This is a genomic window from Psychrobacter sp. KCTC 72983 (assembly GCF_014280455.1).
Lineage (GTDB): Bacteria > Pseudomonadota > Gammaproteobacteria > Pseudomonadales > Moraxellaceae > Psychrobacter > Psychrobacter pacificensis.
The window spans coordinates 454,203-467,624 of record NZ_CP060390.1; the positions used below are offsets into that span (position 1 = coordinate 454,203).

11 protein-coding genes are annotated in these 13,422 nt (G+C 45.6%); 5 read left to right on the forward strand and 6 right to left on the reverse strand.

Features of this window, described 5'->3' with window-relative positions:
* Nucleotides 1-307: 307 nt before the first annotated feature.
* From nadA to PSBA01_RS01845, 3 genes are all read left to right on the forward strand, one after another.
* The gene (gene nadA, locus PSBA01_RS01835) at nucleotides 308-1,447 is read left to right on the forward strand and encodes a quinolinate synthase NadA (RefSeq protein ID WP_186474899.1); all 1,140 of its coding nucleotides are present in this window, start codon (nucleotides 308-310) and stop codon (nucleotides 1,445-1,447) included.
* 1 nt (nucleotide 1,448) lies between these two features.
* Nucleotides 1,449-3,410 (forward strand): L-aspartate oxidase, encoded by a 1,962-nt coding sequence (nadB, locus tag PSBA01_RS01840; RefSeq protein ID WP_228724618.1) that lies wholly within the window; start codon nucleotides 1,449-1,451, stop codon nucleotides 3,408-3,410.
* 196 nt (nucleotides 3,411-3,606) lie between these two features.
* On the forward strand, nucleotides 3,607-4,518 hold the full coding sequence (locus tag PSBA01_RS01845) for a lysine exporter LysO family protein (RefSeq protein ID WP_186474900.1): 912 nt from the start codon (nucleotides 3,607-3,609) through the stop codon (nucleotides 4,516-4,518).
* Between the two features lie 43 nt (nucleotides 4,519-4,561).
* On the opposite strand, the gene PSBA01_RS01850 is transcribed toward PSBA01_RS01845, so the two are convergent.
* The 4 genes from PSBA01_RS01850 to PSBA01_RS01865 all read right to left on the reverse strand — a co-directional run bounded on the left by PSBA01_RS01850 (nucleotide 4,562) and on the right by PSBA01_RS01865 (nucleotide 8,591).
* Complete coding sequence (locus PSBA01_RS01850) at nucleotides 4,562-5,146, reverse strand: OmpA family protein (RefSeq protein ID WP_186474901.1); 585 nt, start codon at nucleotides 5,144-5,146, stop codon at nucleotides 4,562-4,564.
* A gap of 12 nt (nucleotides 5,147-5,158) precedes the next feature.
* Nucleotides 5,159-5,776, reverse strand: a complete 618-nt coding sequence (locus PSBA01_RS01855) for an OmpA family protein (RefSeq protein ID WP_186474902.1) — start codon at nucleotides 5,774-5,776, stop codon at nucleotides 5,159-5,161.
* An 81-nt stretch (nucleotides 5,777-5,857) separates the two neighbouring features.
* Nucleotides 5,858-7,117 (reverse strand): FAD-dependent oxidoreductase, encoded by a 1,260-nt coding sequence (locus PSBA01_RS01860; protein ID WP_186474903.1) that lies wholly within the window; start codon nucleotides 7,115-7,117, stop codon nucleotides 5,858-5,860.
* 166 nt (nucleotides 7,118-7,283) lie between these two features.
* On the reverse strand, nucleotides 7,284-8,591 hold the full coding sequence (locus PSBA01_RS01865; RefSeq protein ID WP_186474904.1) for a UbiH/UbiF/VisC/COQ6 family ubiquinone biosynthesis hydroxylase: 1,308 nt from the start codon (nucleotides 8,589-8,591) through the stop codon (nucleotides 7,284-7,286).
* A gap of 598 nt (nucleotides 8,592-9,189) precedes the next feature.
* Here PSBA01_RS01865 and PSBA01_RS01870 point away from each other — a divergent pair.
* Together PSBA01_RS01870 and ybeY are read left to right on the forward strand one after the other, a co-directional pair.
* Nucleotides 9,190-10,275, forward strand: a complete 1,086-nt coding sequence (locus PSBA01_RS01870) for a PhoH family protein (protein WP_186475402.1) — start codon at nucleotides 9,190-9,192, stop codon at nucleotides 10,273-10,275.
* A gap of 285 nt (nucleotides 10,276-10,560) precedes the next feature.
* Entirely contained in the window at nucleotides 10,561-11,166 is a 606-nt protein-coding gene (gene ybeY, locus PSBA01_RS01875; protein WP_186474905.1) for an rRNA maturation RNase YbeY, read from the forward strand.
* A gap of 11 nt (nucleotides 11,167-11,177) precedes the next feature.
* On the opposite strand, the gene PSBA01_RS01880 is transcribed toward ybeY, so the two are convergent.
* Both PSBA01_RS01880 and PSBA01_RS01885 read right to left on the reverse strand, forming a co-directional pair.
* Nucleotides 11,178-12,053: a mechanosensitive ion channel family protein gene (locus PSBA01_RS01880; RefSeq protein ID WP_071003298.1), complete on the reverse strand. Its 876-nt coding sequence runs from the start codon at nucleotides 12,051-12,053 to the stop codon at nucleotides 11,178-11,180.
* Nucleotides 12,054-12,229: 176 nt separating this feature from the next.
* Nucleotides 12,230-13,117 carry an energy transducer TonB gene (locus PSBA01_RS01885; RefSeq protein WP_186474906.1) on the reverse strand — a complete coding sequence of 296 codons (888 nt, stop codon included), beginning with the start codon at nucleotides 13,115-13,117 and terminating at the stop codon, nucleotides 12,230-12,232.
* Nucleotides 13,118-13,422: the final 305 nt, after the last annotated feature.

Sequence of the window (13,422 nt, forward strand, 5' to 3'; positions counted from 1 at the left end):
TATCAATGCTGATAATAATAAGACTCAGTATAACGTGAATCTAAAAATATCATAGTCTGCCGTTGCAATCAGACAACATCAAAATGGTCCTTCTACTATCAAGGATGGTGCAGAGAAATGCTAGAGAATCTCTATCACATAACCAAGAATAAATGATGACAACAGAGGAAATAAATCAGTAAACCTATAAAAAACACTTGTATTTATACTCAAAATGAGCATAATTAAAGACCAATTAAATTTATTTAACCAAATATCTTGTTTTAGCACACCATTTATCACTATAGCGCCAACAGAGGTTGCCATTATGAAAATTTATCCTTACGACGCACCCATCATGAGTACCGACAATCGCATCGCCACTCAGATGAACATCGAATATGCCAGAGCAAAAATGCCAGCAGACTTGCCTCGTGCTGAACGACTCGTGGTTGAAGAAAACATCAAAAAATTATTGAAAGATAATAACGCGGTACTCGTTGCACACTACTATGTCGATCCTTTTATCCAAGACTTAGCACTTGCGACAGGTGGCTGCGTCGGTGACTCGCTTGAGATGGCTCGGTTTGGACAAGCCCATAGCGCCCAGACCCTAGTCGTCGCTGGTGTACGCTTTATGGGCGAATCAGCAAAGATTTTAAGTATGGAAAAAACCGTGCTTATGCCAGATTTGGAGGCGGAATGTTCGCTCGATTTGGGTTGTCCTGCTGATGAGTTTTCCGCATTTTGTGATGCCCACCCTGAACGTACCGTCGTCGTTTATGCCAATACCAGCGCCGCGGTGAAAGCCCGCGCTGACTGGGTTGTGACATCATCGGTCGGTATCGATATCGTCCGTCATTTGCATGCACAAGGTGAGCCGATCATCTGGGGGCCTGACCGTCATTTGGGCAAATACATCGCTCGTGAGACGGGTGCAGATATGCTGCTTTGGCAAGGGTCTTGCCTCGTGCATAATGAGTTTAAAGCCACTGAATTGCTGCAATTAAAAGCCGAGTACCCAGAAGCCAAAGTCTTGGTACATCCTGAGTCGCCCGATAGCGTGGTGGCACTCGCTGATGTCGTTGGTTCAACCAGTAAACTGTTGCAATCAACGTATGAGATGGATGCTGACACCTTTATCGTTGCAACTGACCTCGGCATATTGCATGAAATGCAAAAACGCTCGCCGAACAAACGCTTTTTGGCAGCGCCTACCGCTGGTGAAAGCGCAAGCTGTAAAAGCTGTGCCTTTTGTCCTTGGATGGCGATGAATGGCCTAAAAGGTATCGAGCAATGCTTGACCAATAACAGCGGTGAGGTACTAATGACGCCTGAGCTTGCCGCCGCCGCTAGAAAACCCTTACAACGTATGCTTGATTTTGCTGAATCGCAAAAGCAACGTGTGGCCGCCAGTGGCGATATCGTTCAAGACCGTGCATTGTTTGCCAATGTTGGGGCAGCCTAGCATGAGTCAGCCGCGCTCAGCCAATCAAACCCGTACCACCATCCCTGATAACTGTATTCCTGATAACTGTAGGAGTAGTCGCATGAGCCATATTGTCAACACTGACGTCCTTATCATTGGCGCTGGACTGGCAGGCTTGAGTACAGCGTTATCGCTACCAAAGTCACTGAATATCACGGTTTTGAGTAAAGCGGCACTTGAGGTTTGCTCAAGTCACTATGCTCAAGGTGGCATTGCCGCTAGTCTAGACAAAGATGACTCTGTGTCTGACCATGTTGCTGATACCTTAGTGGCTGGTGCCGGGCTTTGCACACCCGATAATACTGCCCGTATCTTGGGTGCAGGACAGCAAGCGGTTCAGTGGCTATGCGCGCAAGGTGTCCCTTTTACGCAGAACTCACCTAACGCTTTGGATAATACAAGCGCACAGGAATTTTCTCAGTTACAGACTAGCGACTTGCATTTAACAAAAGAAGGCGGTCACGGCTGTAGACGCGTCGCCCATGCGGACGATGCGACGGGTCGACACGTGATGGACGCATTAACCATCAAAGCGCAAGCTGCTACCAATATCACTATTTTGCCTTATCATGAAGCGCTTGAGTTACTGACACTGCCTATAGCGAGCGACAAGCCTTTTTTTACAGATAATAGCGATGCTAAGCATTGCCGAGGGGTGCTTGTCTTTGATCATATCAATGGGCGCCCGCTCACCTTTCATAGTCGTGCAGTGGTACTGGCTAGTGGCGGCTTAGGTCAATTATTCAAGCGTGCCAGCGCGCCTAACGTCTGCGTCGGTGATGGCGTGATGATGGCATGGCAAGCAGGCTGCCGCTTGGCAAACTTGGAGTTCATTCAGTTTCACCCAACAGGCTTAGCGCTAGATGACAGCAGCTTTTTGATATCTGAGGCACTGCGCGGTGAAGGTGGACGGTTATATTGTCCAAAGACGGGTGTCCGCTTTATGTTGGACGTGGATGCCCGTGCTGAATTGGCACCGCGCGATATCGTCGCTCGGGCGATAGCCGCGCAGATTGATAACAACGGGCTTGGCTACGTGCATCTTGATGTCAGTCACTTAGCCACTGACTTTATAAAAGCGCATTTCCCGCAGATTTACCAAACGCTATTAACGCTCGGGATTGATATCACGACAGATCCTATTCCAGTTGCCCCGACTGCGCATTATAGCTGTGGCGGTGTGGTGACTGATGCCAATGGATTGACGGATGTACCAGGACTTTATGCGGCTGGTGAAGTCGCTTATACAGGGCTACATGGGGCGAACCGCTTAGCAAGTAATTCGTTGTTGGAGTGCGTGGTGGTTGGTCGTAATATCGCAGACCATTTGCCTCAGTATGTCACCCGTTTAGCAAACGCAGAGAAGATAGGTAATGATGCTTATCGTGACATAAATCAATCCGTCATTGAATCTTGGTCAGTGCCTACGCTCACAGATGCGCAGTCAATTATTTTGACTGATACGTTATTTACAGCGTCCGAATATGACAATGATGACAAGCTATCTGGCGCTGAGGCGGACATGACCAAAATCACTGCCGCACTAAAAGTGCTCATGACCACTAACATGGGTATCACCCGTAGCGCGGGACAATTAGAACAAGCATTAACCCAAATACAAAAGTGGCAAGTTTCGCTTGCCAGTACTGAGCTTGGACAACAAAATATCATTAAAAATGACAGCCCCACGAACATACATGAGCTGGCATATTTTCAATTAACCAGACAGCTTGCTTTAGCGACCTTAATTATTCAGTCTGCTTATCAGCGTATGGAGAGTCGCGGCGGACATTATCGCCATGATTATCCAAAGCTATCGGATATACCTCGGGCAAGTGTGGTTGAGCCGCAGCGTGAGCCATATCAGCAACATATCTCCTCTGCTCAATCTATAAATATATCGAAAACGCTAAACAATATGTGGAAAACGTTGATTGCTTGACGGAGCAGTGTGCACATCAACGTTCTAGAAAAAGTCAGCCAATAGCAGAGATTGATTGACTTGTCGCAAGTCCTATCAGCTCACAAAATATCAATCAATGTAGGCTACCTAGTGGGTTTTTAGTATTCGGTCAGGGTTATGGTACAATCGCAAGCTTCCTAAAATGTCTTGTTAAAATCGCTGCGAGCTGACCACCATGCAAAGCCTAATTACCCTCGTTTTGGTCTTGATGCCAATGTTTATTGGCTTTGCCATTCCGTCTAACCCAACCATGACCAAACTAGCCGATACAGGCTTGTCTTATTTAGTCTATCTTATCTTGGCACTGATCGGTATTGAGCTATCACAGGTAGAAGGGCTGGGTAATCAAGTTGGCGAAATTGCACTGTACGTGACTGTCTTATCCATATTGACGATTGGCACAGGATTGTTTGCACTGATGGTATTTGATCATGTACGACCATGGCATGCCAAAAAACCAAGCGTCAAATCTAAAGAGCACCGCGTCAGTATCCGCGGTAGCTTGGCACAAGTGGTTTGTGTCGTGATTGGCATGGTGATTGGTTATTTTTTACCGGCAGGTTATATGCCGCCTGAAAACTCTATGACGGTCATGCTGATGATTTTGATTTTGCTGGTCGGTATCGGTCTCAAAGGCTCAGGCATTACCTTAAAAGAAGTCATGCTCAATAAGCGCGGCGTCGAGATGAGCGTTATTTTTACGCTATCGGTGTTGGTTGGTGGGCTTGTGTTTGCCTTACTATTTACCGATGTGTCGTGGACGAAAGGCTTGGCTATGGCATCAGGGTTTGGTTGGTATTCACTATCCGCGATTGTCATGACTGATGCTTACGGCGCGGTATGGGGCAGTGTCGCGCTATTTAATGATTTGATACGGGAATTTTTTGCGCTGCTATTCATTCCTGTATTTATGCGCAAATATCCTTCTGCTGCGGTGGGGCTTGGCGGCGCGACGAGTCTCGATTTTACCTTACCGATTATTCAGCAATCAGGCGGTCTCAAGGTCGTGCCACTGGCAATTAGCTTTGGCTTTTTGATTAATATCATCTCGCCCGTACTGATGGTGGTGTTTTCGGCTTTGGGGTAGCATTTGATAAATTTACTTTTTTAATTTTCAAACGCTGAATACACTATTCAACATTGCTAATAAGCACATAAATACGCTGATTGAGCCAACTGTTTTCAGCATCATTAGGCGCAATCGGTCGCTCCGATCCATAATAGGACGTTTCGATACGAGCGGGATCTATATTGTATTTCATAACGATATAATTTTTGATTCCTTCTACACGGTATCTTGATAGTGTTTGGTTGCCGCGACTGTCTTCACGCTTGGATATATGCCCTTCAACACGCATGATAGCGTCCAAATGATCTTGCATTTTCTTGCCTGCGTTATCTAGCTGTTCATAATACTCACTTTTTATCTCACTGCTATTTTCATCATAATAGGCTCTAGCTTCCATTCTGAATTCATTTTCAGCAAAAAGTAAGGAGTGCGGACAGCCTCTTTCATCTATTACCATATTATGTGGCGTCCTTGGGCATTCGTCCATAGCATCAAGTACGCCATCACCGTCGCTATCTAAAATAACTTTAGCAACTGGAGCATTAATATTTTGAGTTGCTTGATTTTGTGAAACAGATGTTTGGCAGGCTGATAACGCCAAAGCACTTACCAAAATTAAAAATGCATTTCCCAATTGAGTTTTCATAATATTTTTCCTTTAAAACTCTCTGCATTCGAGTAACATTTGATCATACCTATCTCGCGCTGATATCCAACCGAACGCTCGCTGATTCATAATAGCTCCCTCCTCGGTATCATTAGGAGCAATAGGATTATTAGCGCTACAATCAAAGGTGCGAATTCTATACGCTGGCAGGTCAAGATTAACCAAATAATTTTTGATACTTTGTGCACGAGCACTCGCTAATGAGATAAAGTCCAGTGGCTGAGACGAGCCTTTGAGATGTAGAGCTTTCTCGTCAATGGCTTGCTGTTCAATTTTGGAGGTATGCCCTTGGACAAAAAAAGTCAGGTTAGAACAGCGATCCGCGAACGCTATGATCTTATTTAATTCCGGAGTATATTGTTCCTTTAATTCGGCACTATCTTTATCAAAAAATACTCGTAACTCCATAGACAATGTATCGTCCAAATCTACTGGCATAGGTTTGCCATTTTCATCAACAGGTGGCGGTTCAACCACGCAAATGGAGGGCTTTAAAACCTCTTGTGCTATGTTACTTGTGACTGGAGTCACTGATTGGCAGCCTGCTATTACCACAGCTCCTATCATCCATAAGGCAGTAGAGAATTTTGTTTTCTTAAACTTTGTCATAGTGAATGCCTTACTGGTTATGATAGGTCATACTTATACTCATGCTATGCCACTAACTCTGTGTCACTAAGAACAAGCAAACTAAACCCCACTAGCCTGCTTCGCAAACAGCCGCATTAAAGGTTTAATCTTGCCAACGCGGTACATGCCTTCGCTACGCAGTTGCTGCATAGGACGAGTTTGTGCAAGCGACCCTGCAAACAACCAATTCAGTGCCGAAAAGCTGTGCATCATCAGGCTATTATGCGGACGACGCGAGCGCTCATAATGACGCAGCGTTTGATTACTGCCCCACAGCGTGCCGCCACTACGGGTAAAGTCATGCATCAACTGCTCACACAACACTTTTACATCTAGCATACCGAGGTTCAACCCTTGGCCTGCTAGCGGATGCACGCCATGGGCGGCATCACCGATGAGTACCAAGTTATCAGCGACGTAGTTTTTTGCTTGTTGTGCTGCTAAAGGAAAACTGGCGATGGACTCAATCTGCTTTATAGCACCCAGCTCGTAATGACTTGCCGCTGCGAGTTTATCTGCGATAAAGCGGTCGTCTTCCTCTATCAATGCCAATGCCTGATTGCGCGGCAAGGTCCATACGATAGATTGCCAATGTTGTGGATTTGCCTTATCGTCATCAGTAATATCCGCTAGCGGCAAGAGCGCTAGCGTCCCCGTTGGCAACATGGCTTGACGAGCAGTCGCTTGATGTGGTTTCTCTGTTTGAATCGCACAGCAAATCGCGGTTTGATTGTAATCAAGCGTATCAAGTCCAATCCCTGCTTGACGACGCACAAACGAGCCACGACCATCAGCCCCAACTAACAGACGCGCGTCAATCGCTGTTCCATCATCCAAGGTCACACGGTAGCCTTGCTGCGCGCCTAGCCAGTCCATATTGACCACTTTATGCCCAGCGATAACCGTCAGATAGTCGCTGACATCCTCCTCAGACAGACGCTGCCATAAGGCGTGCTCAATAACGGCTGGCTCCACCATACTACCGAGTATCTCAGGCGCAGCGCTCTGGTCATGACTATCACCAAATAATAGCTCGCCCATGCCGTTCAACTGCCAAACCTGCATTTGTGAATAGTCGGCTTTACGCTTGGATGCGGTAATGTGTTGCCACGCGCCAACCTCTGTAAGCAGGTTAATACTCGCCAAACTAAGCGCATAGACACGCGCGTCACGTTTGCTTAGCACCGCTTGCCATGCAGACTCATCTCGAGCAGGACGGGCATCAACCAAGGTCACTGGCATTTTGTGCTGCGCAAGCTTTAGCGCGAGCGTCGCCCCAACGATACCGCCACCGATAATCAGCGTATGATTGTTTTTCATAAGGTGTCTCTCAATATTGCTCAATATTAGAATACTTATTATCAATCTCAATTACATATAGTTGATTCAGTTTAAAAGAGAGACAAGGCAACCGAGTGCAGATGTATAGGCAATACTGCAAGCGAGGTTAACGCTGTCACTCTTTTAAAGAGGATTAACTATAGCGCTATGACTTTAAACCCATCGCGTAGGTTGCCACCAATGGCTTAATGTTTGGCAATTTATCAAAGGCCAGTAATGCCATATTACGTACAAACTTAATGGCGGGATTAGGATGCGTGAAGCCATGTACCACGGCATCACAGAATCGAATCACCCGCTTTTGATCCGTTTGACGCGCTTTTTCATAGCGCTTTAGTAGTTGTGCATTACCGATGTCCTCGCCTTTGAGCACTTGTGCGCTCATCATTTGCGCCAATACATGAGCATCTCGCATACAAAGATTAAAGCCTTGACCCGCGACAGGATGCAAAGTATGAGCGGCATTGCCCATGATAACGCAGCGACCCTCGACCTGCTTATCTGCTAGCACACGCGATAACGGATACGCGCCGCGGCGACCAGCAGCAACGAATTTGCCAGCGCGTTGTCCAAACGCTTGCTGTAGCGTCTGCAAGAAATGCGCGTCGTCTTCTAGATATTTGGTTTCTTCACCTGTTGGACAGACCCAAACCACAGATCGTCTATAACCGTGTTGATATTTATCATTGCCGTCGCCCTCTGGATCTGTCAGTGGCAGCACAGCTAGCGGCCCTGCTGGACTAAAGCGCTCAATGGCGACATGCTCATGCGGTCTATCGGTCTCTACCACACCAACGATAGCGGTTTGCTGATAGTCATAGGTTGTGGTGCCGATATTTAACAACTGACGTACCGTAGAATCGCGCCCATCACAAGCGACTAACACGCTGGCTTGTAGCTGTTGCTCGTTTTCTGCTGCGTCATCGTTGCTAAAGCTCAGCATCACGCCATCCGCTTGTTGGGCAACGGCGTTGACACTGGCATTATCAATCAAGGTAATAAGTGGCGACTGCTGCGCGGCTAATAAAAGCTTACGCCCGAGCCACGCGTTTTCAATGACTTGTCCAAAAGACTCTACTTTCTCCTCGGCTTTGTTGAGCTGTGCGCGACCAAAGCTACCTTGCTCGCTAATCTGCACGCTATCAATTCGGCACGCATGGCTTTGCAATTCATCCCACAATCCAATCTCTTGATAGATCTGTACCGTACGCCGAGATAACGCTGTATTACGACTGTCCAAATAATGACTGCGCGTACGGTCATCGGTCGGACTGATGGTTGGATAACGGTTTTTTTCTAATAGCGTGCTAGCAATGCCGTGATGCGCCAGTAGTAAGGCAAAAGACAAACCGACATGACCGCCACCGACGATAAGCACTTGCTGGTCGGTGATTGCTTCTCTTCTTTCAGGTAGGCTTTTAGAATTGGATAAAGGTGAACCTGTCTCTTGCATCGTTGTTGTTCCTATTATAATTGTTGGGCAGACACGTCTTTAGCGATTGATAGTCGTTTTATTGGATAGCCTTTATCTGGTAAAGGCCGCTTCTGACTCAATCGTAAAGTGCTGTAATATCGCTCATAGATTACCACAAATTGCCTATCATGCTGCGCTCTTAACCGTAGACAAATCGTTCGTCCATCCTCATCGCAAGAAGGTTTATATCGGTAAAAACTCAACTTATCAATATCTCAATGCGAGCGTTACTTTTCCCTGATGATGTTATCTAACTGATAAATGAACTTAATAGACATGCTGTTGACTCGATTTGGAGTAGGCCTGTATGTTGATTGCAATCGACATACAAAAACAACGTTATCTGCTCAATGTATCGCTTGAATTTTAAAAATTCTCTACCATAATGAAGGCAAGACTTTTATTTATTATCTTCTACAAAACCAACAATAATATTACCGTCATTTTTAGTATCTACTATAACTACTCAACACCCATATAACGCTACTAACTACTTTATCTCTGAAACCCGTGACGCTATCAAAATGAAATCACAGCGCCGGGCATACAATACAAGGATAATCGCTTGACTGATACCATGAGCCGCCGTATAAAGTTTGAATCCCTAACGCCAGCACAGCTCAAAACCGTGCTTGGTGAATATAACAATCACATGAAATACATCCAAGAACGCCTCGATATCAAAATCATGCAACGCCAAGGCGATTTTTGCTTAAGTGGCGATGTGACCGCTGTCGAGCGCGGTGAGCGCATCATCTACAAGATGGTCGATGAAGCCCAAAACACCAAGGATATCAGCGCAGAAGAGCTGCATCTGATTATCCAATCTAGCATCTCGCGTGATGAGGATATGGACGACGATGAGCAGGATGATGATATCGAGGATGCAGAATCAGATGAGGCCAATGAGTTTACGCCCGTCAGTCTGCGTACGCGCAAAGGTCGCATCATACCGCGCGGTGGCAACCAGCAGCGCTATGTAAAAAACGTCTTAAGCTCTGATGTGTCGTTCGGTATTGGCCCTGCTGGTACTGGTAAAACCTATCTTGCGGTCGCTTGTGCAGTCGATATGCTAGAACGTAACGAGATTGAGCGTATCTTGCTCGTGCGTCCAGCTGTAGAAGCTGGCGAAAAACTAGGCTTCTTGCCTGGTGATTTGACGCAAAAAATTGATCCTTACTTGCGTCCATTGTATGACGCGCTCTATGAGATGATAGGTTTTGAGAAAGTTGGCAAGATGATCGAAAAACAAATCATCGAAATCGCCCCGCTTGCGTATATGCGTGGTCGTACGCTCAATAACTCCTTTGTCATTTTGGATGAAGCACAGAACACCACGCCTGAACAGATGAAAATGTTTTTGACACGTTTGGGCTTTGGCTCACGGGCTGTGATTACTGGCGACATCACGCAGGTCGATTTGCCGCGCGGTCATAAGTCAGGTCTCGCGCAAGCGATGGAGATCTTAAAAGACATCGAAGAGATTCATATCACCAAATTTGATTCAAAAGACGTGGTACGCCATCAGTTGGTACAACAAATCGTTGAAGCGTATGACGTGTACGATGAAGCGCAAATGGCTCTAGAAGAAAAACGTAAGTTTGAACGTATCAAAGAACAAGAACGTAGACAAGCTGTGGCTAATGCTGCTGCCAAACTATAATATAGTCAATCCACTATAAAAGCGTTATAGCGTTAACTTCGCTTGAAGTATGACATATACATCTGCACTCGGTTGCCTTGTACCGCTCTTAAATTGGATCAACTATAATAACGCTAGAACAATTTACTATAAAGATTTATATTGCATAGAAAAACCGGATTACTAAAGTAGTCCGGTTTTTTCTTGGCAGAGATTGCTTAGGTTTAGCATTACTTGGGTGAGGCATGGTCTAGATTGAGTATAGCCAACTAAACACGCCCATTTATAATAAAACAGGACACCGATATGAACCAATTTGACAGTAATAATAGCCACCAAGATCATAGTACCACTAATGATGATGACAGCTTGGTAGCACTGGATATTAATGCAGCCGATAGTATCGATGATGAGACGCTTGATACGTTTTATGATCGTAAGTATCTATTATCTGTCATGATGGCAACTTTAGATTATATGAACGCGCGCATCAATGAAGGTCTGACACTACCCTACTTTGCAGATATCGGTTCTGAGCTGTGGCAAGAAAAACCTAAAACCTTGGATATATATATTACAGATGAAATCGAAGGCCAAGCCCTCAATTTAGAGGCACGCGGTAAGGACTATGCGACCAATATTTTGTCTTATCCAAGTGAGTTGCCTGTCGCCATCATCGGACTAATGCCAACACTGTCTCTTGGTGAGCTTATTATCTGTCATGAGGTCATGGTACGTGAGGCACAAGAGCAAGACAAAACCGTGGCACAGCACATCAGTCATTTACTGATACATGGCGTGCTGCACCTACTGGGTTTTGATCATGAGCTCGGAGAGGCCGAGCAAGATGAGATGGAGCGCTTTGAGATTGAGATTTTGGCAGGCCTAAACCTACCAAACCCTTATCTTTGATTCGGTCTTAATCAATCTTTAGTGGTCGGCAGCTTTTGTGCTTGACCCATTTGATTGATCATTTGATCCAAGCCTTTGACATGGATACTGCGCTGCGGGAATGGAATCTCAATATTCTCATCATCCAATGCGTGTTTGAACTGCTCAAGCAACTGGCACTGCATGGTCCACCAGTCAGCATTGGTTGTCCACACGTTCAATGTCAAATCAACTGAATTGTCACCAAGATTGGTCACTCGTACAATAGGCTCAGGATCGGTGAAAGACAACGGGTTATTTCTGGCGAGGCTCAGCATCAGATCTTTGGCCGTTTTGATATCTGCATCATAGCCAATGCCCACGGTGATATCGACGCGGCGATTGGGTAGTGCTGTATAGTTGACCACCGCTGAGGTTGTGATGTCGCTGTTAGGAATAATGATGTCATGATTGTTAATGGTCGTTAGATGCGTGTTGACCAAGGTAATCTCGGTCACTGTACCCGTATAGCTGCTGATTTGCACATAATCACCGCGTACAAATGGGCGAAAAGTCACGATCATAATGCCAGCGGCAAAATTTGATAATTGATCCTTTAGTGACAAACCAACTGCAACCGCGGCACCGCCCAAGATAGCAACGACCGAGGTGGTCTGTACGCCAACTTTGCTAAGTGCGGCTAAGACTACGACAACCAATAGCACGCCATACAACAGACGGCTTAAAAAGCCAGAGACTGTTTCATCTAAATGACTACGCGCCATGAGACGGCCAAAAAAGTCGACGGCTTTTTTGGCAAGCCAGCGCCCAACGATAAATATAAGTATTGCCAAAGCCACCTTGATGACTATCTCTAATGCATTGCTGGTGAGCGTTGCAACATCTACTGTAAAACCTAAAAATTCCATACTAACTCTTTACTCGATAGCGGTGTGTTATAAATTTGGGTGTCGATTAATCTTAATTGCGGATTAATCTTAATTATTGTCGTCAAATATTATGACGTATTCGTTGATATTCTATGTTTATTTATCGTGTCACTGATTTTTTATCGCTTTAGTTTTGTAGTTTTCGTTTTGTGGCGTTAGTAGGTAACATCCACTTCGTCGCTATAGCGATAAGTACGTATCAGTCGTAACTCGACAATATCACTCATCTCTTTGGTAAATTGTCCAAAAGGTGCTGCTTGTCGTACTGACTGTTTTGCGGCCTCATCCAGTATCGTCGAATTTGAGCTTTCTAGCAGACGAATGGCTTTGATATTGCCATTATTACTAATGATGACCATGAGCCGCACTTCACCCGTAATGCCTTGCGCCCGTGCTTGCACAGGATAATGCAGATTGCCGACACGCTCGACATGCTCACGGAAGGTATTGATATAGTCAGCTGCTGCCCCGCGCGTGGTCGAGTTACTATCCATAGTGACCACTTTGGATTTGGTCGCATAGACTTGCTGACGTTGAGACAATTGCGCTTCTAAAGTAGCGATTTGCTTACGCAGACGCGCTTCTTGTGCCATGATGTCATCTTGTGCTTGTTTGCTATCATTATCCGACTCTACGCTCGCCCGACGCCAGCTTAACGTGGTGCGCAGATAGCTCTCTTGATAGCGCTGCTGTCGAACTTGGCGCTGTAGATTGATGACGTCTTGTGTCTCGCTCATTTGCTCAGCAGACAATGGACTCACTTGGTCATTCTCTTGTCTCAGCCGCTCATCTATGGTGCCGCCGCCTTCTTGTGAGGCGTTGGCAATAAAATGCGCGTCTTCGTTTGGCTTCATATTATCGGTGAGCGCCTTTGCCACATCTTGCATCATGGCCGCAGGGTCTTTACCCATCGAAAAGCTGATGCCAAAAATAATCAATACGTGTATGGCGACCGCAATGACAATCGCTACAGGTAAGCTCACATCACGCTTGGGAGGCTGCGCCGAAAAATGGTAGCTCTGTGAGTCTTTGATATAGGCCACAATGGGTCTCAGCTGATAGGTAAGGCGTATGATTTATAAATGAGCATGTAGTGATATGCACGATATATGTCGGCGCTATCATAACATGACATAAAACTATGTCGCTAGCCCAACCGATAGTGTCGAGAGATGGCGCTAATCAGTCAGTGTTTACAACCTTTCATCTACTTAAAACAAATCCCTATCACTAAAAATGTTATAAAACAGATATCGTCTTTATGATATCAAATGAATTGTCATAAAACGCATGTGTCCATTTTGAAGCCACGGTATTTGTTATATACTGTTTTAGAATGGTAATGCTA

What these genes read in the sequence shown, in the direction of transcription:
- PSBA01_RS01865 (WP_186474904.1), bottom strand. Translation starts at nt 8,591, where the DNA reads ATGCAAGAGACAGGTTCACCTTTATCCAATTCTAAAAGCCTACCTGAA.
- PSBA01_RS01880 (WP_071003298.1), bottom strand. Translation starts at nt 12,053, where the DNA reads ATGGAATTTTTAGGTTTTACAGTAGATGTTGCAACGCTCACCAGCAAT.
- nadB (WP_228724618.1), top strand. Translation starts at nt 1,449, where the DNA reads ATGAGTCAGCCGCGCTCAGCCAATCAAACCCGTACCACCATCCCTGAT.
- PSBA01_RS01855 (WP_186474902.1), bottom strand. Translation starts at nt 5,776, where the DNA reads ATGACAAAGTTTAAGAAAACAAAATTCTCTACTGCCTTATGGATGATA.
- PSBA01_RS01845 (WP_186474900.1), top strand. Translation starts at nt 3,607, where the DNA reads ATGCAAAGCCTAATTACCCTCGTTTTGGTCTTGATGCCAATGTTTATT.
- PSBA01_RS01860 (WP_186474903.1), bottom strand. Translation starts at nt 7,117, where the DNA reads ATGAAAAACAATCATACGCTGATTATCGGTGGCGGTATCGTTGGGGCG.
- PSBA01_RS01870 (WP_186475402.1), top strand. Translation starts at nt 9,190, where the DNA reads ATGAGCCGCCGTATAAAGTTTGAATCCCTAACGCCAGCACAGCTCAAA.
- ybeY (WP_186474905.1), top strand. Translation starts at nt 10,561, where the DNA reads ATGAACCAATTTGACAGTAATAATAGCCACCAAGATCATAGTACCACT.
- PSBA01_RS01850 (WP_186474901.1), bottom strand. Translation starts at nt 5,146, where the DNA reads ATGAAAACTCAATTGGGAAATGCATTTTTAATTTTGGTAAGTGCTTTG.
- nadA (WP_186474899.1), top strand. Translation starts at nt 308, where the DNA reads ATGAAAATTTATCCTTACGACGCACCCATCATGAGTACCGACAATCGC.